The organism is Bradyrhizobium sp. 138 (genome assembly GCF_023074075.1).
GTDB lineage: Bacteria > Pseudomonadota > Alphaproteobacteria > Rhizobiales > Xanthobacteraceae > Bradyrhizobium.
Genome location: NZ_JADPKT010000022.1, coordinates 333177 through 351700 on the forward strand (window position 1 = coordinate 333177; position 18524 = coordinate 351700).

The window sequence follows — 18524 nt, forward strand, 5'->3', positions numbered from 1 at the left end:
CAGGAACTCGCACTAGTTCTTGACGGGCGCAACGGAGAGTCCTAGCTTCCGGTCCGTTCGGCGCGAGTGAGTTTGCGTCCCGCCGGCACTCCCCCAAAGGGTCTCGCAAATCGACACTCCGCCCAGCCAGCCAAAGGCAGCGGATGAGGGCTTGTCTGCCCTCGGATAGCGGACTTTTCGGGCGCCAGAACGGGCCGGCAACAGGCTCGCATGGCAATGGTTGAAGTGACTGTGGGGGCGTTGAACGCATGTCGGGCCCATCCCCTTGGGGGCGGATGTGTCTGGACATGCCGGCGGATGATCGATGCACGCATCGAAAAATCGCGTCGGGAGAACAAGTGCCGGGTCCACCGGCTGAACTGCGATGCCCTTAAGGCCAAACGGCCGAAGGCACCGCGAAACGAAATGTCGACCCGGCACGCCTTCAACGATGGGCGAGACCGGTCAAAGAAAAGGACGGGGCAAGACCATGCGGATCGAGCGGCGCCACACCACTTCGGGACAGTCACCTTACGCGGGAATCGATTTCCGCCTGACCACGTCGGAGATTCGCAATCCCGACGGCTCGGTCGTGTTCAAGCTTGATGGCGTCGAGGTCCCGACCGAGTGGTCGCAGGTCGCCTCCGACGTGCTCGCCCAGAAATATTTCCGTAAAGCCGGCGTTGCCGCGCGCCTGAAGAAGGTCGAGGAGGAATCCGTCCCCTCCTTCCTGTGGCGCTCCGTGCCCGATACCGAAGCCCTTAGCCTCCTGCCTGAGAAAGAGCGCTATGTCAGCGAGCTCTCGGCCAAGCAGGTGTTCGACCGCCTCGCCGGCTGCTGGACCTATTGGGGCTGGAAGGGCGGCTACTTCACCTCGGACGAGGACGCGCAGGCCTTCTACGACGAGCTCCGCTACATGCTGGCCATGCAGATGGTCGCGCCGAACTCGCCGCAATGGTTCAACACCGGTCTGCACTGGGCCTATGGCATCGACGGCCCCGGCCAGGGCCATTATTACGTCGACCCCTTCACCGGCAAGCTGACCAAGTCCAAGTCGGCTTACGAGCATCCGCAGCCGCACGCCTGCTTCATCCAGGGCGTCGGTGACGACCTCGTCAACGAAGGCGGCATCATGGACCTCTGGGTCCGCGAGGCCCGCCTGTTCAAATACGGCTCCGGCACCGGCTCCAACTTCTCGCGCCTGCGCGGCGAAGGCGAAAAGCTCTCCGGCGGCGGCCGCTCCAGCGGCCTGATGAGCTTTCTCAAGATCGGCGACCGCGCCGCGGGCGCGATCAAGTCGGGCGGCACCACGCGTAGAGCCGCCAAGATGGTCGTCGTCGACGTCGATCACCCCGACATCGAGACCTATATCGACTGGAAGGTGAAGGAGGAGCAGAAGGTCGCGGCCCTCGTCACCGGATCCAAGATCAACCAGAAGCACCTCAAAGCGGTGCTGAAGGCCTGCGTCAACTGCGAAGGCTCGGGCGACGATTGCTTCGACCCCGAGAAGAACCCTGCGCTCCGCCGCGAGATCAAGCTCGCGCGCCGCAGCCTGGTGCCCGACAATTACATCAAGCGCGTCATCCAGTTTGCCAAGCAGGGCTACAAGGACATCGCGTTCGACACCTACGACACCGACTGGGACAGCGAAGCCTACCTCACCGTTTCGGGGCAGAACTCCAACAACTCGGTCTCGCTGAAGGACGACTTCCTCCGCGCTGTCGAGACCGACGGCGACTGGAATCTGAACGCCCGCACCTCCAAGAAGGTGACGAAGACGCTGAAGGCGCGCGACCTCTGGGAAAAAATTGGCTACGCCGCCTGGGCCTCGGCCGATCCGGGCCTGCACTTCAACACCACCATGAACGACTGGCACACCTGCAAGGCGTCCGGCGATATCCGCGCCTCCAATCCGTGCTCGGAATACATGTTCCTGGACGACACGGCGTGCAACCTGGCCTCGGCTAACCTGCTGACGTTCTACAACACCGAGACCAAGCGCTTCGACGTCGAGGGCTACGAGCACCTTTGCCAGCTCTGGACCATCGTGCTCGAAATCTCCGTGATGATGGCGCAATTCCCGTCGAAGGCGATCGCCGAGCTCTCCTACGAGTTCCGCACGCTCGGCCTCGGCTATGCCAATATCGGCGGCCTCTTGATGACCATGGGCCTGCCCTATGACAGCAAGGAAGGCCGCGCGCTCTGCGGCGCGCTGACCGCGGTGATGACCGGCATCACCTACAAGACCTCGGCGGAGATTGCCGCCGAGCTCGGCACCTTCCCCGGCTACAAGAAGAACGCGGCGCACATGCTGCGCGTGATCCGCAACCACCGCCGCGCCGCGCACGGCCAGTCGAACGGTTACGAGGCGCTCAGCGTCAACCCGGTGCCGCTCGACCTCGTCTCCTGCCCGCAAGTTGACCTCGTCAGCCACGCCCAGGCGGCCTGGGATGCGGCGCTCGAGCTCGGCGAGAAGCACGGCTATCGCAACGCCCAGACCACGGTGATCGCGCCGACCGGCACGATCGGCCTCGTCATGGATTGCGACACCACCGGCATCGAACCGGACTTCGCGCTGGTCAAGTTCAAGAAGCTCGCCGGCGGCGGCTACTTCAAGATCATCAACCGCGCGGTCCCCGCGGCGCTGCGCGCGCTCGGCTATCGCGAGAGCGAGATTGCGGAGATCGAAGCTTACGCTGTCGGCCACGGCTCGCTCTCCAACGCCCCCGGCATCAACGCCTCGACCCTCAGGGCCAAGGGCTTCACCGATGAAGCCATCGCCAAGGTCGAGAAGGCCCTGCCGACCGCCTTCGACATCAAGTTCGCCTTCAACAAGTGGACCTTTGGCGAAGACTTCATCCGCGACCAGCTCGGCATCGGCGCTGAAGCCATTGCGGCTCCGGGCTTCGACCTGCTCCAGGCCGTCGGCTTCACCAAGCGCGAGATCGAGGCGGCCAACGTCCACATCTGCGGCGCGATGACGGTGGAAGGTGCCCCGCACCTCAAGGCCGAGCACTATCCGGTGTTCGACTGCGCCAATCCCTGCGGCAAGATCGGCAAGCGCTATCTGTCGGTCGAGAGCCACATCCGCATGATGGCGGCGGCCCAGCCCTTCATCTCGGGTGCGATCTCCAAGACCATCAACATGCCGAACGACGCCACGGTGGAGGACTGCAAGTCCGCCTACATGCTGTCGTGGAAGCTCGCCTTGAAAGCCAACGCGCTCTATCGCGACGGCTCCAAGCTGAGCCAGCCGCTCAACTCGCAGCTCATCAGTGATGATGAGGACGAGGACGATGCGGTCGACCATCTCTACGAGAAGCCGATGGCGGCGCGCACCGCCCAGGTCTCGGAGAAGATCGTCGAGAAGCTGGTCGAGCGCATCATCGTGATGCGCGAGCGCGAGAAGATGCCGGATCGCCGCAAGGGCTACACCCAGAAGGCGGTCGTCGGCGGCCACAAGGTGTATTTGCGGACCGGCGAGTATGATGACGGCCGTCTCGGCGAGATCTTCATCGACATGCACAAGGAAGGCGCGGCGCTCCGCTCCTTCATCAACAACTTCGCGATCGCGGTGTCGCTCGGCCTGCAATACGGCGTACCGCTGGACGAATATGTCGACGCCTTCACCTTCACCCGCTTCGAGCCGGCGGGCCCCGTGCAGGGCAACGACAGCATCAAGTATGCGACCTCGATCCTCGACTACGTCTTCCGCGAGCTGGCGGTGAGCTACATGTCGCGCTTCGACCTCGCCCATGTCGATCCGACCGAATCGAACTTCGACGCGCTCGGCAAGGGCGTCGAGGAAGGCAAGGAGCCGGACGAGGACGGCGGCCACCACGCCACCCGCCTGGTCTCGCGCGGCCTCACCCGCTCCCGGACCGACAACCTCGTCGTGATGCGCGGCGGCTCGACCATCGCCGAGCTCGGAAAGACCTCGGACGGACCGCGGATGGCATTTTCTTCTCCCGAGGCAAGGGCTGAAGGAATGGTAGAAGGTGCGGTCGCACTAAAACAGGGCGCCCAAACAGATCTCTCTCCAACCGACAAGCTCGAGCAACTGCAGTGGAGTAAAGCCGGCACCGCCGCTACCGCCGTCCCCACCAAGGCCGAGCGCCGCGCCGAAGCCAAGGCCAAGGGCTACGAAGGTGAGATGTGCTCAGAGTGTGGGAACTTTACCTTGGTCCGGAACGGAACCTGCATGAAGTGCGACACATGCGGCTCCACGACTGGATGTTCGTGATGGAGTGACAAAAAATGATGGCTCGGGACTACCGCGTCCGGATACTTTCGCGAGAAGACATCGCGAAGATTGCGATCGCGTGGTGGTCCCTTGCCCGCTCGGGTCAGCACTCGTTCAACATCTGCAAGTTCGTACTTAATGTTTTGCCTGACTACATTAAGGGCAAAGGCAAGTTAGTCGTCGAGTTCTATGATCAAAGTCTCGGCGATAGCCAAGCCTATGTCACATTCGGCCCGCTGACGCTTCACGTCGACCGTAAGATCTGGAATGCGGCGGACCGCGGCGAGCCGTATGCTCGTTACATCATCGCTCACGAAGTTGGCCATCTTGTACTGCACGACCGGCACGCGGTCGCCTTCTCTGAAGAGGAGGCTGCCCTCCTAAACTATGTTCAAAACGAAGAATCGGCCGAGTGGCAGGCGCACGTATTTGCTGCCCTCTTCCTGGTACCTGATCACATCGCCCTTAAATTGAACGATGCGGATCTAATTGCTGGTCTTTGTGTAGTGACTGACAGATTGGCGGCTAGCTGTCTCGACGACGCTAAGAACGCCAAACTGATTGCCACCCCTCGCTACGAAGGCGAGATGTGCTCCGGCTGCGGCAACTTCACCCTCTTGCGAGATGGGATCGGCATGAAGTGCGACACCTGCGGCTCCAAGACAGGGTATTCGTGACACGTAGGGCGCGCCACCGTAACTGAGGCTTGGCTAGAAACGCTAAATCGTGGGACATGCTGAGGAGACAACCTCCCCGGGTTGGCTTACTTGCAACAATACTCGTTTTACGAGATCATTCTGACTGTTCGTCGCACTAACAGCGGCTGTTAATCCAGCGTGCTAGCAAGATTCAGATGCCCGCCAGCTAGTCACTAATTTTAGTAGCGCACCTGCCTGACACTAACGCCTTTAAAGGCAACTCGGTCGATCAAACTACCGGACAGACGATTACCCAAATGAACGAACCCAATATCAACGAAATCGCCGCAACGGTCATCCAAGGGCAGATCAGCAATGCCCTCTCTGCCGTCTCAAAGACGTTTAAGTCCGCGGTAGCCAAGGTACTTGAGATAATCACAAAAGATCTAACAAGATACACTGCGTCAAAAATCAAGAAATGCTCACATGTTAAGACCCCAATCATCAATCGCGACCACTCGGTCTACATATTCGACATCTACGTTCAGACACGACTGAAGACGAGAGAACACATCGTCAGAGACGACAGCTTCATCGAGACGCTCGCCAACAATGACAGCGTTGTCGTATCGGGCAGCGCAGGTAGCGGAAAATCGATGTTTATGCGCTACCTATTTTTGAAGTTGTGCAACGAGAGGCGCTCCAAAATTCCGCTCTTCTTTGAGCTGCGAGACATCAACGTCTCCGACAAAAAAGATCTACAGAAATTTCTCTATTACAATCTGATCGGATCGAGCGCGACCATCTCGGAGAGCCAGTTTTTAGATAGTCTAAAGGCCGGCGTCTTTTCTTTAATCCTCGATGGTTTTGACGAAATCAACCACACGGATCGCAAAGAGATCGAGTCACAGATTCGCAAACTGCGCGAGCAATGTCCCGACCTACAGATCATCGTCTCAAGCCGCCCCGACAGCGATCAACGAACTGAGAGCTGGCAAACTTTTCGCACGGTATATGTGCAGCCGATGGAAGAGTATCAATTCACCGAATTGATTGAAAAACTGCAATACGACGCAAAGATCAAGGAGAAATTCCTAAGAGACGCAAAAGGAATTCTCTTTCAAACACACAAGACATTTCTATCGAATCCACTGCTCTGCATAATGATGCTCGTTACCTTCGCACAGACCGGACATATTCCGACCAAGCGACACGTATTTTACGAGCGTGCCTTCGACGCGCTCTTCGCCCTCCATGATACAGCAAAAGAAGGTGTCTATAAACGAAAGACCTATTCGGATCTCTCAATTGACGATTTTCGAAATTGCTTATCAGCCTTCTGCATCATTACGTATTTGAAGGAGCAGCTCGTCTTTTCGCGCAGCGCCCTTCGAGAAGCGTTGCGTCAAGCCCTTGAACTCGAAAAGCTGAAAGTAAACATCGATGACGTCATCAACGATATGGTCGAGTCGACCTGCCTCATCCAAGTTGAAGGCACGGATTTCGTATTCACCCATCGTTCTTTCCAAGAATACTTTGCAGCTGTATTCATCTCGCGCAGTCCCGCAGCCGGGGTTGGCACACTGTTGGATCTGGCGAGCCGCCGACGAACCGACGACGTGGTCAATTTGGCGTTTTCGATCAACCGCGGACTGATAGAACGCGAGTGGATAATACCGACATTGGACCAGTTGCTTGGCTCGTCTACGGCTCGCATGGCTGGGAACGCTCCGATTCCATTTCTCAAAGAACACATCGGCGGAGCAATCCTCGCCACCAACAGCCAGGCTGGCGCCAGCATTGGCATCTTCTTTGCGATGCACGGCACCAAATTCTTGAGCATCGCAAATCTCTACCGCAATTCAGTTCCGGGCATAGCATCCCTAGTTTTCGAAGCCGGCGCTCCGGACCGAGAAAGAGCGAATGCTGCGTACGTTAACATGGTGAGGACTAGAGATCATAGGCTCCTCAAGAGCACCAGAGTTTCCGGCATTAACGTTCATAGCGGAAGCTTAATCCGCGCATCAAATGTATTTGAACTAACGGAGGCTGACGGTGATTGGATTATGGAGACTTCAATTCCAACTCGGGTCATGCAATTTCTAACAGCCGCACAGGAGATTCTTGATCAATGCAAAGCTGAGGCCCAAACCCAAGTAGATGTTCTTCGCATGCTTACGCCACGAGGCCATTGATCCCGACGCATGGAGGCAAGATGGACAACCGTCGAGCAAGTAGGATGCTCATTTGGGAAAATGAATGCTGTTAGCGCTGGCCGCATGCGAAATCCAGCAATTACCAGCAATTACAGTGACAGTGCACTAAATTACTCGCTCGATCCATGCCCCCAAAATTGCCTTTGCGGTCGACCCCTTCCCTCCTAAACTCCTGACCTCACCGGCATAGGTTCCAACGGCCCCGGTAGAAGCGGAGTCGAGTCATGCCCAAACCGGAAAGCTTCCCGATCGAGAAGATCTTCGTTCCCACGAAGCAGAAGAAAGCCATCAAGCCCGAGATCGTCGGGGAGATCGCGGAAAGCATTCTGGACATCGGACAACAGGCTCCCATTTCCGTTCGGCTCGACGGAGACCGCCTCGTTCTGGTCGAAGGACTGCATCGGCTCGAGGCCTGCAAGGCGCTCGGCGAGACGACTATTCTCGGCGTCCTGGTCCCGGCCGAGCTTGCTCACCACAAGCCGCAGCTAGCCGAGCGACCCGAAGTCGAGGCCGAGCGCATCAAGATGGCGCGATTGAAACAGTTGCGCCTGGAAAAGGAAGCCGCGGAGGCATCGATGGCTGCCTTGAAGGGCGCTGGCGCAATGGAAGCGCCGCGCGCCCGTCCGACGAAAGGCGTCCGCGACAATCCGAAGGCATCACTGGGCCGGACTGTGAAATCGAAACCTAAGACATTGTCGGACTGGATCACGCAGCAAAAGGGCAGCGGCGGCCGCTATTGATGGCCGGCTCGTTGCCAAAGAAGCAGCTCGTAGGATGGGTAGAGCCCTTGCGAAACCCATCATTCCGCGACGGCTAGTGATGGGTTTCGCTTCGCTTGACCCATCCTAGGACTTCAGTACCCTGACTTCGTGCTCGAGCCGGTGGTTGGCTTCGTGCTCACGCCGGTGGTTTGACCTGGAGCGTAAGTCGACGCGCCGTGTCCGGCCTTCTTCGAGGCCTTCGGGTGCATCGCGTGACGCATCTTGTGTCCAGGAGCGTAGCTGGAAGCGCCCGGCTGACCTTTCTTGGAACCTGTTTGCTGCATCTCCTGACCTGGCGCCTTGCTCGATACGCCCTGGGCAAACACGGCCGGTGCTGTAGCCATGACAACAGCAGCAGAGAGCGCGATGATCTTTGTTTTCATGATGTCCTCCTCCTCCCAAGAAGCCCCTTAACGCAACAAATGGACCTCATCGCCCGTTCCTCAACGAGTGGTCATGAGTGTGGGATTCCCACCGGCGGGCGCCGCAAGGATGAGCCGACGGTTGGCCCCCAGGACGAGGCGTGGAGCGGCTCGTCCACCGCAGCTCGGCGAGCGAAGGCGGAAGCGAGGCCCATCAAGTGCCACGGCGACTGTGATGGGTTTCGCAGAGGCTCAACCCATCCTGCGGCGCTTGCAGTCGCGGAACCATTCGACCTCCACGGCTTTGAGATATGCTGCCTCCGTTACGGGTGGGCAGTGACAAGTTGAGAGGCGAAAATGTTCCTGACGGGACTTGGCGCGCTGCTCATCTTCGGCGGACTCCTGTACATGCTGCGCGCCACTATCTGGCGGGGCCCCCTTAGCGGTCGGGATTCCTCTCGACCGGTCCGCGGCACGCTGGAGCCGCCTCGCCGTGGCCTGGGATTCCTTGGGATCGCATCGAACTGGCCGGGAATCGTGCTGATGGCCTCCGGTGTCGTGCTGATGGCGTCAGGCGCGAGCTTTTAAGCCAATTGCGCTGACAGTGCACCAAACTCTCAGGATCGATCGGCTCGCGACCGTTACGTCGCGCCGGAGCGATAGCCGCCATCCGTAGATCGCGACTACCTCTCCTCGCCAATCAAGCCGATCGTCTCACGCCGCTTTCGCCTGCTCCGGCGATGCCGTCTCCATCGCGCGCATGTAGAGGTCGAGCAGGCTTTCGCGCTCGTCGCGTTCGTTCTTGTCTTCCTTGCGCAGCTTGATGATCTCCTTGAGGATCTTCACGTCGAAGCCATCGCCCTTGGCTTCCGCGAAGACTTCCTTCTTCTGTTCGCTCAACTCCTGCATTTCGCTGTCGAGGTTCTCGATCCGCTCGACGAAGGAACGGATCTTGCCGCCGGGAATGGTGATGTCGGACATGGTACCTCATTGCTGACTGAGATCGCGAAAATGCCCGCAAAGAAATGACCAATGTGTTAACCTCGGTCTTCCGCGCATTGCCTTGTGGAAAAGCCGGGGGAGCTGTTGCATGGCCGGCCCATCATTCCGCGCGCGGCGCAAGTTTGTGATGATCGCGGGCGAGCGCTGCGGCGATCATCTCGTCGCGGGTCATGTCGGCAGGGTCAACGCGATGAAGCGGCAGTTCGTGCGGCTGGCGGCGGAGGATCTGTAGGGTGGGTTAGCCAGCAGATGCGCGAAGCGCGTCTGGTGGCGTAACCCACCTCTTTACTCTCCGCGGAAACAGAAGCGGTGGGTTACGCCGCGCGAACTGCGCTTCGCGCATTCGCGCAGCTAACCCACCCTACGCGCTGCGGAGGATGGCAGTTAGGACCGCGGTGCCGTAGGGTGGGCAAAGGCGCACTTGCGCCGTGCCCACCATCTCGTGCCTACGATAGCGTTGGTGGGCACGCTTCCGCCTTCGCTCTTCGAGCTACGGCGGATGCTTTGCCCACCCTACAGATTGTCGCTTCCTACCACCAATACGGCCAGCGCCATCCCTCGTAGCGCACATAGGACGGCACCAGCGGCGGGCCGTAGGGATCGACCTTGTCGTCCTCCGGGCGATAGCGATAGCGCGGAACGACATTGTAGTCCCACGGCGTCGGCCGCAGCACGGGCGCGGTGACGATGAGCCTGTCTTGTGGCGCGCGAACGACGACGGCCTTGCGCGTCCGCGCCTCGGCGCCTGATGTTGCAAGGCTGCACAGCACCAGGGCGGTTCCGAGCGCGCAGGCGGCGGTGATTTTTGTCATGCGTTGGTCTCCTTCGCACGAAGAGTGCAAAAGGACGCGGGGCAAGGCAAGCAAATTTCGCGCGAGGCGCGGGATGACGCTGCTGGTTCGACGTCCCGCTCTATCCACCGTCATTGCGAGGAGCCCGCGACAAAATTGCGAAGCAATTTTGCGCTGGTGCGACGAAGCAATCCAGACTGTTTCCGCGGAGACAGCCTGGATTGCTTCGCTGCGCTCGCAATGACGGAGGAAACAGCGGCGAGACCAGCTTACAGTCCCGCCTACGCCGCATCGACCTCCTCAGGCACAGGCCCAGCGACAAGCCCGTCGAGACCGACCATCAACAAGTCCGCGATATGCATCAGCTGGTACAACGGAATGTCCGCCTCGCCCCGCTCGGCCGACGCCACGAAGGCCGGCGTGACGCTGAGGCGCTCGGCGAGCTGGCTTTCCGTGTAGCCGCGCATCTCGCGCGCGCACCTGACGCGCGCGCCGATGCCGAGGCGGTGCCGGGCCTGCTCGTCCGCGGTCATCATCGCCGCCTGCTCGTCCACGCTGGCGTAGCCGTCGGCGAATGCAGCTCCGATCAGCCGCTCCTTGCGCCAGGCGACGCGACAGGCCTTGCGTAGCCCGCTTGTGAAAACAAGCGCGAACGCTTCGGCGACCCATGCCGAGCTATTGAGCGCAAGGCGCGCGCCGGTGCCGGAGACGTCGCGGATCGTGCAGGGCACGCTGACGATGCTGCCGCTGCCATTGTCGAATTCGACGATGCCGGTGCGCAAGGTGTGATGCCTGACGGCGGCGCGATGATCGCTCATGACAGCTCCCGTATGCTCGCGGGCGGCGCCAAATGGCGTATCCGACGCAGCCGCAATCGGGGCGAAGATATCGCAGAACTTTCTCCGCAATTCCTAAGCTTGCAGCGGTTCAGCGGCGACCGGATGCCATGGTAAAGGAATCCCTTTCGCGCGGCGCTTTGCGCCTTGCGACTTGCCGATCACTCCCGCGCGCGGCGCAGGGCCTGCTCCAGCTTGATCCGCTGCTTGTCCCAGCGGGCCTGCTCGGCTTCAGAGCGTTCGTCGAGCGCGGCGCGCTCGGCGTCGATCTCCTCCGCCTTCGCCTCGTGCTGCCGCCTCGCTCTGTCCAGCGCCGCCTCGGCCGCGGCGACCGCCTTGTCGCGACGTGCGCGCGCCTTGGCGCGGGCGGCCTCCTCCTTGCGGCGCTCGGCCTCGCGCCGCCGCTCCTCCTTCTCGAACGCAGCAGCAGCCTTGCGCGCGGCCTGAGCATCGAGCTTGCGCGACGGCTTGTTTGCGGTCTTGGCCGGATGCTTTTTGGGTTTGCGTTTCGGCCTGGCGTCGTCCTCGGCGATATCGGTCGGCAGCTCGGCGCTTTCCGTGAACGGACCATCCGAGCCGACCGGGCGCCTGAGCACGATGCCCGGCTTCGCCATGGTCGCGGCGACGATGTCGGGATCGTCAGTCTCCGTCGCGGCGCCCTGATGAAACAGATTGGAGCTCGCGCCCCACGCCTGAAGCGCCGCCTTCATCGAGGGCGCGGCGATGGCCTGGTCGAAAAAGCCGAGCGAGGTCTGGTAGGTCTTCAGTTTCTTTGGCATGTCGCCTCGTTAGCGCGCGTAGCTCGTAGCGGACTTACGAACTCCCGAGCAGCGCGTCATACCCCTTCTCGCTGAACGCCAGCAGACAAAACCCGTGCCCGAACGGATCGGCCAGCATCGCGATCCGGCCATAGGGCGCATCGCTCGCCGGCACCTCCAGGATCGCACCGGCGCGCAGCGCGCGCTCGACGGCGGCATCGACATCGTCGACGACGACGTCGATATGCACCGGCGTCCAGTGCCGCTCATAGCGGCGGCGGTCGGCGCCGGCGCCTAGCGTGCCGGCCTGCTTGGTCAGGAGATAGACCGGCGCGGGCCAGCCCAGCAGCTCGACGAAAGCGGTGCCGAAGCGGCGGCCGACCGTGAGGCCGAAGGCTTCGGTGTAGAACGTCGTGGCCTGCGCGACGTCGGGGACATCGATGTTGAGGAGGAAGGTCATGAAGGACTCGCTGCGAATTGCGGAGCGAGCCTAGCCCGGATGGAGCGTGCCCGTCATCCGGGATGATGCCGCATGTTCGCGCTGTGTTGCCCGACGCCGCAATCGCATTTCGGCATAAACGAAAAAGCAAGCTTTATCAACGACGTCTCTACTGTGCATGGGGTTGTTTTCGCGAAATCGTGTCGGGGGCACTCCGCTGACATGATCTCGCCCGCCGTTTCGGTGATATTGCACCGTCAGGCCAACGCCAGCAGGGCCGATCCGCAGCTTTCGCTTGCTTTCCTGTTCGTGGTCCCTACGGTCGCGCCGCGAACCAACGCCTGACGAGACAATGATGACCGACGCGATGAAATGCCCCGCCTGCAACTCCGAGCACGCCTATCAGGACCGCGATCTCTGGGTCTGCCCGGAATGCGGCCATGAATGGAGCGGTACGGCGGAGGCGCCTGCGGACACCGCGCCGGACGCCGGCGTGCGCGATGCCAACGGCAATGTGCTCGCCGACGGCGACAGCGTCATCGTGATCAAGGATCTCAAGATCAAGGGCTCATCCTCGGTCGTGAAAGGCGGCACCAAGGTGCGCAACATCCGCCTGCAGGACGCCAGCGACGGACACAACATCGCCTGCAAGATCGACGGGATCGGTGCGATGAACTTGAAATCGGAGTTCGTGCGGAAGGCGTAGCTACCGCTGCCGCTGCGCCAGGTAGAACCCGCACAGCACCGTCACGAGGCCCGCGGTCTGCAATAGCGTCGGCGGCTCGCCGAGCAGCAGCCAGCCGGTGAGCAGCGTCAGCGCGGGCACGCAGGCCGGAAACACCGCGGCGCGGGCAACGCCGAGGCGCTGAACCGAGACGGCGGACAGATACAGCGCGGCGGGGCCGGCGAGCACGCCCTGCGCCAGTGCCTGGATGGCGTTTTCAGTGATGCCGATCGCTGCGACATGGGCAAGGCCGACGGTTGCGATGTAGACCGGCAGCAACAGCAGCGACAGCACGTTGATGACGAGTGCAGCCGACACGGCAGAGACGCGCCAGTGCCGCAGTGCTGCGCCGAAGCCGGCGAACATCAATCCCGTCAGCACGAAGATCAGATCGCCCAGCACGCCGTCGGCACCGATATGGCCGATCGATTCCGCGCCGATCACGCCGAGACCACCGACGATGACGATCGCGCCGGCAAGGCGCGAGGCGGAGATATGCTCCTTCAGCACCACCGCCGCGAGCAGCAGGCCGCCGAGCGTCGCGCAGGAGGGCTGGATCACGCTGCCATGGCCGAGCGGCACGAAGAGGAAGCCGGTATAGGAGATCAGCGACATCACGGGGCCGCCGAGCACCATCAGCACAAGGCCCCTGCTCCAGCCGATGCCGCAGAGATCCTTGATGCCGGCGCGCAGCACCAGCGGCAGGAACGCGATCCCCGACCAGACATAGCGATGCACCAGCAGATCGACCGGCGTGAAGCCGACCTTGAGCCCATGCCGCGTGCCGGCAAAGCCGAGCGCCCAGAACAGCGCCGCGGCAAGGCCGCAGACCACGCCGAGCAGTGCCGGCGCCGCATCGTTGTTGTGAGAGAGAGCGTCAGCACCGCTCGTCCGTTGATCCATGGATCAAGCCTTAGGTCGGCGCGTCCATCGGCTCAACCCACGCAGCTGCAAGGCTGGCACGCGGCGGAATACAAGAGCTCCGTAGCCCGATGAGCGTGGCGACATGCGGGACTTCTCTCGCCACCTTCCCGGATAGCGCTGCGCTCATCCGGGCAACTGGGCTCATCACCCTTCCTCACCAAACACCATCCGCCATCCCTTGCGCGTATCCATGTATTCCCGCACTTGCCTGATCCGGTCGCCCGCCACCGTAAACACGAAGCAGTAATCGTTCTCGTACGGCTTGCCGCCGGGCAATGTCGCGCGCATCCGCTCTTCCACGATCACGACATCGCCATCGGCATACACGCCACGAAACGCGATATCGATGTTGGCGAACATCTTGTGCATCTCGTGGGCGATGAAGCGCGCGATATCGTGCGATCCCCTCATGTGGTCGGTGTGATCGAGCGCGACGGCGGTGGCATTGCCTTTCGGGGCGATCCATTCGGCGTCGTCGGTGAACAGTGCGGCGATGCGCATCGCATCGCGCGACGAAAAGGTCTTCCACGCATTCAGGACAATATCTTTTGGGCTGGACACGATGCGCTCCCCGGCTGGCATTGCGAGCCGCTTTCTAGGCCGCGAGGCGCCTTGCGGGCTCGCCACAATCGGACTCGGTCATCCCGCAGCCTGCCGTCATGCGCTATGATCCGGCCATGCTGAGCTTCGATGTCTGCAACGCCGCGCGCCTGCGTCGGGATCCCCGCTATGACGGCCGCTTCTTCACGGCCGTGAAGACCACCGGCATCTATTGCCGCCCGGTCTGCCCGGCCAAGCAGCCGCTGACGCGCAACGTCGCCTATTATCCGACGGCGGCAGCGGCCGAGGCCGACGGCTTCCGGCCATGCCTGCGCTGTCGTCCCGAGACTGCGCCGTTCTGCCCGGCCTGGAACGGCACGCGCTCCACGGTGGCGCGGGCGATGAAGCTGATCGATGACGGCGCGCTCGACCAAGGCTCGGTGGTCGATCTGGCGATGCGGCTCGGCATCTCCTCGCGTCATCTGGCACGCCTATTCGAGCGCCACGTCGGCGCCACGCCTCAGCAGCTCGCCAAGACGCTACGGGTCCAGCGCGCCAAGCGCCTGATCGATGCCGGCGACGACAGCATGACCGACATCGCATTTCAGGCCGGCTTCGGCAGCTTGCGCAGGTTCAACGCCGCCTTCGCCGAGCTCTACGGCCGCTCGCCGTCAAGCCTGCGCGCGGTGCGCACGCGGAGAGCCTAGAAAAATCCCGGGCTGAGATCGAGGCCGTATGTCAGGCTGAGCACGAACACGAACAGCGCGGCGGCGGCGAACAGAGCGGTATGCTTGAGAATGAACGCACGCGGCGAAGCGGTGGCAACAACGGCTTTCTGCGCAACGGGCATGATGGCCTCGATTATGATTTCAAAATTTGGCCGCGCCGATGCGGCCGCCGCATCAAGCAACGCGACGTGCAAAGCAACTGTTAAAAGGATCACGCCCGTTACGAACGGGGATACATAACCGGCCCATTCACGCGAACTTGTTTCGCGGCCGGATTCTCAATCAGCGCATCGGTGTCAATTCAACGTGCCGAGACATTGCACGATGCGCGCCGGCGCGAGATGCGCACGAGGCAGTTCCAGCGATCTCCGCGCGCGAAATACGCAAGCAGCGTCGACGTCGAAAGTCACGTGAGGCAGTGGATCCCGCCTCTCCGCGGAACCCACCTGCCGTCAGACGATGTCGGATCAGCGAACAGCGCCGGTGGTGACGTCGGCGGTCTTCACCTTGCGCGGGCTGAGCACCTTCACCTGGTGGGCCGAGGCGACCGTGGTCGGCGCAGCAACCTGCTGCTTGACATGCGCGGCACCGAGCACGCGAACCTGCAGCGGCGAAACCGGAAATCCATTGGCCTCGTAAGTCGGCAGCTCGGCGGCGAAAGCCGCGGTGCTGCCCGCGATCGTCAGGATGGCGGCGGCGATCGACAGAGTCTTCTTGTTCATTGGTCATGCTCCGGAAGTGGAAGAGTCGGAGCATATCTAGGCCGGTTTTGCTGCGTTGCGACATACGTTGTCGCATTGCAACATCGCGCGAGGCGCATGGCGATATGTTTAATGCGTACAAGACCTTGGCCGAATCACACCGGTCACGACATGGCGTCTTTATGGGCGGTGCTCAGCCACCGAGCACGTTGCCCCAGCCATCGAAGAGATAGGTCTTCCAGGCCACGGTTCCATCGCCGCCCGGTCGGCTGGCGCGCCGGTAGTCGTCGGCCTGATCAGCGGTCCAGGTGATGATCGTGTCCGTAAGGCGATCGTGCAGGATGGCGGGCTCGGTGGGGTCGAAGGCGTCCATGGGACGAAGCGAGGAATGCGTCATGGCCGACCAAACGCGCCAGCCGCAACAAAGTTGCGCGCAGCACAGCGCAGTTTCGTATTGGGAACTGCGGTGGAACCTGCGTTGCTCCTCGGCAACATGTCCGTGAAAAGCCTGTTTTCACCGATTTGCGCCATTGCGCCGCCACACCGTCCTCCGAACAATCAAGGTGCTGCGTGCCTTTCCGCGCAAGACTGTTTCGTCAGACTGTTTGCATCATGACTGTCCGGACAAGACGGGTTCGGGCAGAACCGTTTGGAGGCAGGGATCATGAACGATCGGCGGTCTCTTCTGGTGGCGGTCTCCTGCCCCTCGGCGGTTCTCGCCGGCTGGCTGGCGCTTTCCCTCTCCTCCTATGCCCCTGCGCTCATCGAGAACAGCGGGGCCAATGCGGCCGCCGTCTCGCGCGCGAAGGATCTCGGCCGGCTCGACCTCGCCGACATGCCGCGCGCTGCAACGATCGAGGACGGCATCGCCTTGACCGCCGACATCGCGGCCGCCGTCGCGGCGTCGCCGGCCCCGACGATCACTGAGACGCCCGCTTCCACCATCAAGCTCGCCGCGGCCGATCCGGCGCTGATCCTGCCGGTCGAGCCACCGCCCGCGCCGCAGATATCGCCTGAACCAGAGTCCGTCGCCAGCGAGGCGGCGCCGGCTGCGGCGCCGGAGCCCGTCAAACTGGCATCTGCCGATCCCACCGAGATCGTGACGACGGAGGCGCTATCCCCCGCGGCGACCGCGAGCGGCCCCGTCACGCCTGCGAGCAAGCCATCACCTCCGGCCGACACCGTCGCCGTGCTCGACGAATGCTTCGTCATGGATGCCTGCATCGATCGCTATCTCTGGGCGCTCTATCAGCGCACCGCAAAGGAGGACTCGATCAAGGTGCAGGAGCGCCGCGCCGTCACCATCAAGCGCAAGGGCAAGACAGTCACGGTCATGCGCAGCTTCACCAAGCTGGTCGATCAGGACTTCACCTGGAAGGATCCGAAGGCGGCCGAGCACGCCGGCATGTCGATGATGGATTACGTCATCGGCGGCATGGACAAGAGCTTCAAGCGAAAGCTGTTTCGCACGCTGCTCGCTGCGGAAGCCGCCGGCCTTTCGCCCGGCATCACCAGCGCGTTCCGTGACGACTATCGCCAGTCGATCGCGAGCGGCCTGAAGGCCGCCTCCGACCGCTCCTATCATGGCGGCAGCTCGCGCGGCGGGTACGGCCACGGCATGGCGGCCGACATCGTCAGCACCCAAGGCAATAACCGCGCGCAGCGCTGGATCTCGACCGAAATCCTGTGGAAGTGGGTCGACGCCAACGGCAAGACCTACGGCATCGGCCGGCCCTATCTCGGCCGCGATCCACCGCATGTCGGCCCCATCGACGGCCAGGAGTACATCTCGCGCCGTGGCACGGGCGACGGAAAGCAAATCGCCAGCGTGAAGTCCAAGAAGGTGGTGCGGGCCGCGGCCCACGCAAAACCGCCCAAGGCCCAGGCCGCACGCGAGCAGAAGAGCCCGGCCAAGCCACAGAAATCGGCGCAATCGGCCGGCAAGCGCGCGACCTAAGGGCGTTAGGGCTGCCGTCCCGGCATCGGTAGCGGCACCAGCCGCATCTCGGCGGTGCCGGCATCCTGCGTGCGCATCAGCACCGCAAAGACGGTCTCGACCGCGAGCCGCACGGCTGCCTCCATCGCCTCGCCCTTGGCCAGATGGGCCGCGATCAGGCCGGTGAGAAGATCGCCGGTGCCGTGGGGGCGGATTGGCAGGCGCGGCGTCGCAAAGCGCGACAACTGCCCGCCGGCACACAGGATCGTCTCCACCTGCCCCTCGGCCGTGTCGGTGAGTGCGCAGCCGGTCGCGACGACGTCGGTGTGGCCGGCCCCCGCCAGCGCCGTACACGCCGCGCGCAGGCCCTGCGCATCCGCGATCGTGAGACCTGAAAGCAGCTCGAGCTCGAACTGGTTCGGCGTCATCAGGTTTGCTGCCGGCAGCAGCCGGTGCCGAACCACGTCCAAAATGCCGTCGGCGACATAGACGCGGCCGTCATCGCCGATCACGGGATCGCAGAGATAGACGAGCTTCGCATTCCGCGTCAGCGCCCGCTCGACGAAATCGGCGATCACGGCAGCATTGCCTGGCGAGCCGAGATAGCCGGTCACCAGCACGGCCGCCTCGTCGACGAGGCCGCGCTCTTCCACGCCCTTCAGGAGATCGGCGACGAGCTCGGTCTCCAACACCCGCCCGTGCAGGCTCGGGTAGCGCGGATGGTTGGACAGCAGCGTCGTCGGCACTGCCGCAACGTTCACGCCCTCTGCCTGCATGGCATAGGCGGCCGCGCTGTTGCCGACATGGCCGTGGATCACCTGGCTTTGAATGGAGATGACGAGCATGAAGAGGTCCGTAGGGTCAAACGCCAGATGTGGCAAGAGTAGCCCGGATGGAGCGCAGCGTAATCCGGGACTCTTGCCGCGACATGGAGCCCCCGGATTTC

Annotated in this window: 21 protein-coding genes and 1 pseudogene; 10 read left to right on the forward strand and 12 right to left on the reverse strand. The window is 62.2% G+C overall.

Going from position 1 to position 18524, the window contains the following annotated elements; translation table 11 throughout:
- Positions 1-469 precede the first annotated feature (469 nt).
- The 4 genes from IVA79_RS13230 (at position 470) to IVA79_RS13245 (ending at position 7816) form a co-directional block, all read left to right on the forward strand.
- Positions 470-4222 carry a vitamin B12-dependent ribonucleotide reductase gene (locus IVA79_RS13230; RefSeq protein WP_247553466.1) on the forward strand — a complete coding sequence of 1251 codons (3753 nt, stop codon included), beginning with the start codon at positions 470-472 and terminating at the stop codon, positions 4220-4222.
- Between the two features lie 14 nt (positions 4223-4236).
- Positions 4237-4899 carry an ImmA/IrrE family metallo-endopeptidase gene (locus IVA79_RS13235; protein ID WP_247553467.1) on the forward strand — a complete coding sequence of 221 codons (663 nt, stop codon included), beginning with the start codon at positions 4237-4239 and terminating at the stop codon, positions 4897-4899.
- 278 nt (positions 4900-5177) lie between these two features.
- Positions 5178-7055 (forward strand): NACHT domain-containing protein, encoded by a 1878-nt coding sequence (locus IVA79_RS13240; RefSeq protein WP_247553468.1) that lies wholly within the window; start codon positions 5178-5180, stop codon positions 7053-7055.
- 245 nt (positions 7056-7300) lie between these two features.
- Positions 7301-7816, forward strand: coding sequence for a ParB N-terminal domain-containing protein (locus tag IVA79_RS13245; protein ID WP_247553469.1), 516 nt, complete (start codon positions 7301-7303; stop codon positions 7814-7816).
- Positions 7817-7929: 113 nt separating this feature from the next.
- Here the strand turns inward: IVA79_RS13245 and IVA79_RS13250 are convergent, their stop codons facing one another.
- Complete coding sequence (locus IVA79_RS13250) at positions 7930-8220, reverse strand: hypothetical protein (RefSeq protein ID WP_247553470.1); 291 nt, start codon at positions 8218-8220, stop codon at positions 7930-7932.
- Positions 8221-8556: 336 nt separating this feature from the next.
- On the opposite strand from IVA79_RS13250, the gene IVA79_RS13255 reads away from it, so the two are divergent.
- Positions 8557-8787 carry a hypothetical protein gene (locus tag IVA79_RS13255; protein ID WP_247553472.1) on the forward strand — a complete coding sequence of 77 codons (231 nt, stop codon included), beginning with the start codon at positions 8557-8559 and terminating at the stop codon, positions 8785-8787.
- A gap of 126 nt (positions 8788-8913) precedes the next feature.
- Here IVA79_RS13255 and IVA79_RS13260 read toward each other — a convergent pair whose 3' ends face one another.
- A complete protein-coding gene (locus IVA79_RS13260) occupies positions 8914-9180 on the reverse strand; it encodes a DUF2312 domain-containing protein (protein ID WP_246927820.1) in 267 nt (88 codons plus the stop codon).
- Positions 9181-9286: 106 nt separating this feature from the next.
- Here IVA79_RS13260 and IVA79_RS13265 point away from each other — a divergent pair.
- Positions 9287-9433, forward strand: a pseudogene (locus IVA79_RS13265) (lytic transglycosylase domain-containing protein); the annotation flags it as partial.
- Positions 9434-9731: 298 nt separating this feature from the next.
- On the opposite strand, the gene IVA79_RS13270 reads toward IVA79_RS13265, so the two are convergent.
- The 4 genes from IVA79_RS13270 to IVA79_RS13285 form a co-directional block, all read right to left on the reverse strand.
- A complete protein-coding gene (locus IVA79_RS13270) occupies positions 9732-10013 on the reverse strand; it encodes a hypothetical protein (protein WP_247553474.1) in 282 nt (93 codons plus the stop codon).
- A gap of 260 nt (positions 10014-10273) precedes the next feature.
- Positions 10274-10810, reverse strand: coding sequence for a helix-turn-helix domain-containing protein (locus IVA79_RS13275; protein ID WP_247553476.1), 537 nt, complete (start codon positions 10808-10810; stop codon positions 10274-10276).
- Between the two features lie 179 nt (positions 10811-10989).
- Entirely contained in the window at positions 10990-11607 is a 618-nt protein-coding gene (locus tag IVA79_RS13280) for a cell envelope biogenesis protein TolA (RefSeq protein ID WP_247553478.1), read from the reverse strand.
- Between the two features lie 34 nt (positions 11608-11641).
- Complete coding sequence (locus IVA79_RS13285) at positions 11642-12046, reverse strand: VOC family protein (protein WP_247553480.1); 405 nt, start codon at positions 12044-12046, stop codon at positions 11642-11644.
- Positions 12047-12118: 72 nt separating this feature from the next.
- Between IVA79_RS13285 and IVA79_RS13290 the strand changes: the two genes are divergently transcribed.
- Together IVA79_RS13290 and IVA79_RS13295 are read left to right on the forward strand one after the other, a co-directional pair.
- On the forward strand, positions 12119-12370 hold the full coding sequence (locus IVA79_RS13290) for a hypothetical protein (RefSeq protein ID WP_247553483.1): 252 nt from the start codon (positions 12119-12121) through the stop codon (positions 12368-12370).
- A 10-nt stretch (positions 12371-12380) separates the two neighbouring features.
- On the forward strand, positions 12381-12731 hold the full coding sequence (locus IVA79_RS13295; RefSeq protein WP_247553485.1) for a zinc ribbon domain-containing protein YjdM: 351 nt from the start codon (positions 12381-12383) through the stop codon (positions 12729-12731).
- On the opposite strand, the gene IVA79_RS13300 is transcribed toward IVA79_RS13295, so the two are convergent.
- Both IVA79_RS13300 and IVA79_RS13305 read right to left on the reverse strand, forming a co-directional pair.
- Positions 12732-13652 carry a DMT family transporter gene (locus tag IVA79_RS13300; RefSeq protein WP_247553486.1) on the reverse strand — a complete coding sequence of 307 codons (921 nt, stop codon included), beginning with the start codon at positions 13650-13652 and terminating at the stop codon, positions 12732-12734.
- Positions 13653-13817: 165 nt separating this feature from the next.
- Positions 13818-14255: a nuclear transport factor 2 family protein gene (locus IVA79_RS13305; RefSeq protein WP_247553487.1), complete on the reverse strand. Its 438-nt coding sequence runs from the start codon at positions 14253-14255 to the stop codon at positions 13818-13820.
- A 95-nt stretch (positions 14256-14350) separates the two neighbouring features.
- Here IVA79_RS13305 and IVA79_RS13310 point away from each other — a divergent pair, with 95 nt between their 5' ends.
- Positions 14351-14920, forward strand: coding sequence for an Ada metal-binding domain-containing protein (locus IVA79_RS13310; protein WP_247553488.1), 570 nt, complete (start codon positions 14351-14353; stop codon positions 14918-14920).
- Here IVA79_RS13310 and IVA79_RS13315 read toward each other — a convergent pair.
- The 3 genes from IVA79_RS13315 to IVA79_RS13325 all read right to left on the reverse strand — a co-directional run bounded on the left by IVA79_RS13315 (position 14917) and on the right by IVA79_RS13325 (position 16039).
- A complete protein-coding gene (locus IVA79_RS13315; protein ID WP_247553772.1) occupies positions 14917-15156 on the reverse strand; it encodes a hypothetical protein in 240 nt (79 codons plus the stop codon). The genes IVA79_RS13310 and IVA79_RS13315 overlap by 4 nt on opposite strands.
- Positions 15157-15408: 252 nt before the next feature.
- Positions 15409-15663 (reverse strand): hypothetical protein, encoded by a 255-nt coding sequence (locus tag IVA79_RS13320; RefSeq protein WP_247553489.1) that lies wholly within the window; start codon positions 15661-15663, stop codon positions 15409-15411.
- Positions 15664-15835: 172 nt separating this feature from the next.
- Complete coding sequence (locus tag IVA79_RS13325) at positions 15836-16039, reverse strand: hypothetical protein (RefSeq protein ID WP_247553490.1); 204 nt, start codon at positions 16037-16039, stop codon at positions 15836-15838.
- 267 nt (positions 16040-16306) lie between these two features.
- Here IVA79_RS13325 and IVA79_RS13330 point away from each other — a divergent pair, with 267 nt between their 5' ends.
- On the forward strand, positions 16307-17599 hold the full coding sequence (locus IVA79_RS13330) for a hypothetical protein (protein ID WP_247553491.1): 1293 nt from the start codon (positions 16307-16309) through the stop codon (positions 17597-17599).
- Between the two features lie 5 nt (positions 17600-17604).
- On the opposite strand, the gene pdxY is transcribed toward IVA79_RS13330, so the two are convergent.
- Entirely contained in the window at positions 17605-18423 is an 819-nt protein-coding gene (gene pdxY / locus IVA79_RS13335) for a pyridoxal kinase (protein ID WP_247553492.1), read from the reverse strand.
- Positions 18424-18524 lie beyond the last annotated feature (101 nt).

Bases quoted from the DNA above. Each gene is read 5' to 3' on its own strand.
- IVA79_RS13320 (WP_247553489.1), bottom strand. From the start codon at position 15,663: ATGAACAAGAAGACTCTGTCGATCGCCGCCGCCATCCTGACGATCGCG.
- IVA79_RS13280 (WP_247553478.1), bottom strand. From the start codon at position 11,607: ATGCCAAAGAAACTGAAGACCTACCAGACCTCGCTCGGCTTTTTCGAC.
- IVA79_RS13300 (WP_247553486.1), bottom strand. From the start codon at position 13,652: ATGGATCAACGGACGAGCGGTGCTGACGCTCTCTCTCACAACAACGAT.
- IVA79_RS13325 (WP_247553490.1), bottom strand. From the start codon at position 16,039: ATGACGCATTCCTCGCTTCGTCCCATGGACGCCTTCGACCCCACCGAG.
- IVA79_RS13250 (WP_247553470.1), bottom strand. From the start codon at position 8,220: ATGAAAACAAAGATCATCGCGCTCTCTGCTGCTGTTGTCATGGCTACA.
- IVA79_RS13330 (WP_247553491.1), top strand. From the start codon at position 16,307: ATGAACGATCGGCGGTCTCTTCTGGTGGCGGTCTCCTGCCCCTCGGCG.
- IVA79_RS13275 (WP_247553476.1), bottom strand. From the start codon at position 10,810: ATGAGCGATCATCGCGCCGCCGTCAGGCATCACACCTTGCGCACCGGC.
- IVA79_RS13310 (WP_247553488.1), top strand. From the start codon at position 14,351: ATGCTGAGCTTCGATGTCTGCAACGCCGCGCGCCTGCGTCGGGATCCC.
- IVA79_RS13290 (WP_247553483.1), top strand. From the start codon at position 12,119: ATGTTCGCGCTGTGTTGCCCGACGCCGCAATCGCATTTCGGCATAAAC.
- IVA79_RS13295 (WP_247553485.1), top strand. From the start codon at position 12,381: ATGACCGACGCGATGAAATGCCCCGCCTGCAACTCCGAGCACGCCTAT.
- IVA79_RS13260 (WP_246927820.1), bottom strand. From the start codon at position 9,180: ATGTCCGACATCACCATTCCCGGCGGCAAGATCCGTTCCTTCGTCGAG.
- IVA79_RS13255 (WP_247553472.1), top strand. From the start codon at position 8,557: ATGTTCCTGACGGGACTTGGCGCGCTGCTCATCTTCGGCGGACTCCTG.
- IVA79_RS13285 (WP_247553480.1), bottom strand. From the start codon at position 12,046: ATGACCTTCCTCCTCAACATCGATGTCCCCGACGTCGCGCAGGCCACG.
- pdxY (WP_247553492.1), bottom strand. From the start codon at position 18,423: ATGCTCGTCATCTCCATTCAAAGCCAGGTGATCCACGGCCATGTCGGC.
- IVA79_RS13245 (WP_247553469.1), top strand. From the start codon at position 7,301: ATGCCCAAACCGGAAAGCTTCCCGATCGAGAAGATCTTCGTTCCCACG.
- IVA79_RS13305 (WP_247553487.1), bottom strand. From the start codon at position 14,255: ATGCCAGCCGGGGAGCGCATCGTGTCCAGCCCAAAAGATATTGTCCTG.
- IVA79_RS13270 (WP_247553474.1), bottom strand. From the start codon at position 10,013: ATGACAAAAATCACCGCCGCCTGCGCGCTCGGAACCGCCCTGGTGCTG.
- IVA79_RS13230 (WP_247553466.1), top strand. From the start codon at position 470: ATGCGGATCGAGCGGCGCCACACCACTTCGGGACAGTCACCTTACGCG.
- IVA79_RS13235 (WP_247553467.1), top strand. From the start codon at position 4,237: ATGATGGCTCGGGACTACCGCGTCCGGATACTTTCGCGAGAAGACATC.
- IVA79_RS13240 (WP_247553468.1), top strand. From the start codon at position 5,178: ATGAACGAACCCAATATCAACGAAATCGCCGCAACGGTCATCCAAGGG.